Raw genomic sequence first — 1,615 nt, forward strand, 5'->3', positions numbered from 1 at the left:
AGGTGGTCGACGGGGTTGCGCTCGACGGAGAACGCCTCCGGGTTGTCGTACTGTCGCGGGTCATGGTTGCCGGCCCCGAAGAGGATCGCGACCTGCGAGCCAGCCGGCACGAGGGCGCCGTCGATCTCGACGTCCTTGATCACCTTGCGGCCCCAGGCGTGCAGCGGCGCCCAGTAGCGGAGGACCTCGTTGAAGGCCGCCGGCACCAGCGAGAGGTCCTTGCGCACGAGCGCGAGCTGGTCGGGGTGTGCCGCGAAGAGGGCGACGATGTTGCCGATGGCCGCGATGGTCGAGTCGACGCCGGCACCGAGGTACTGGTGGATGATGTGGCCCGCCGTGCCCTCCGGGATGTCGCCCCTGGTCTCGGCGTCGAAGACGCCGCGTCCCACCGATCCCGGCGACAGGTCGTCGGCGGTGACCGTCGAGCACCAGCCGTAGAGCTCGCCCGCGATCGGGAAGTTCTCCGCGGTGCGCTGGTTCATCGGGCCGATGACCTGCATCGCCGCCTGGCCCCACCGCAGCATGTTGTCGCGGACCGGTCCGGTGAACCCGATCAGGTCGGCGACGACCTCGAGGGGGAAGGCGCGAGCCAGGGCGTCGATCGCCTCGAACGAGCCCTGCTCGACGAGGTCGGCGACCAGCGCGTCGGCCTTCGCGTCGATCGTCACCTTGAGGGTGCGCAGGGCGCGAGGCGACAGGTTCTCGGTGAGCACGGCCCGAAGCTGCGTGTGCAGGGGAGGGTCGGAGGCGAGCGACGTGCCCGTCAGGGCCTCGTTGACCATCGGGTTGAACCCGATGGACGTCGAGGAGAAGGTCTCCCAGTCGCCGAGGGCGGCGCGGATCGTGTCGTAGCGCGTCAGCGCGTAGACATCGTTCTTCGGCACGTGGACCACGGCGGCGGTCTCGCGGAGCTCACGGAAGGTCGGGTAGGGGTCGACCAGGACGTCGTCGGCAAACAGGTCGAGGTCTGCCGGTGCGGTGGCAGGAGTTTTGCTTGACATGGTGTTCAGTGAATGGGCTACCCGTAAGATCTGTCCAACGCATGTTTCGGATAGCACCACATGCACGCGACGAATCATGTCGAGGCCGGCGCGTGGTGCCGGCCCTTCCCGCCCCCGAGCTCAGTTGATGGAGTCGGGCTTGCCGCGACGCAGGGCGGTGGTGGCCGCGTCCTTGAGCCGGTCCTTGGGAGGGAGCTGGTCGGTGGGGCGGATCCGCTTGGTCAGGTCGGCCCCCCGCAGCAGCGCGCTCAAGGGCACGTCGCTCGGCGGGTACACGGTGACCGCGGTGTCGCCGCTGAAGACGAGCCAGAGGGACTGGTCGCCCTTGTAGACCTTGAGGATGCTGCCGTCGCTGATGGTCCTGGCGTGCCCCAGCGCGGCCTTGCGCGCCTTCTCGCTGGCGACGATCTTCTGCGCGGCCTCCTTGGCGGGCTCGCGCAGGGCCTTGGAGGCGACCCAGACCTGGGGGCCGTACTTCGTGCCCAGCTTGATCGCCGTGCCGACGAGCTTTCCCTTTCCTGCCATGCCTGCGACTCCTCACGATGGATCGTCCGCCGCCGATGACGGCCCACTCCCAAACCCTAACCGTGCCTAGGGTGGTGGCATGAGCGAGA

2 protein-coding genes are annotated in these 1,615 nt (G+C 68.7%); both read right to left on the minus strand.

Annotated elements, in window-relative coordinates; genetic code table 11:
* A partial coding sequence (locus VGD85_RS20925; protein WP_331065364.1) for a cytochrome P450 occupies positions 1 to 1,001 on the minus strand: 1,001 nt, incomplete at its 3' end.
* 120 nt (positions 1,002 to 1,121) lie between these two features.
* Positions 1,122 to 1,526 (minus strand): hypothetical protein, encoded by a 405-nt coding sequence (locus VGD85_RS20930; protein WP_331065365.1) that lies wholly within the window; start codon positions 1,524 to 1,526, stop codon positions 1,122 to 1,124.
* Positions 1,527 to 1,615 lie beyond the last annotated feature (89 nt).

The organism is Nocardioides sp. (genome assembly GCF_036401255.1).
In the GTDB taxonomy this organism is placed as follows: Bacteria; Actinomycetota; Actinomycetes; order Propionibacteriales; family Nocardioidaceae; genus Nocardioides.

Coding starts and splice junctions, on each gene's coding strand:
- VGD85_RS20930 (WP_331065365.1), bottom strand. CDS start 1,526: ATGGCAGGAAAGGGAAAGCTCGTCGGCACGGCGATCAAGCTGGGCACG.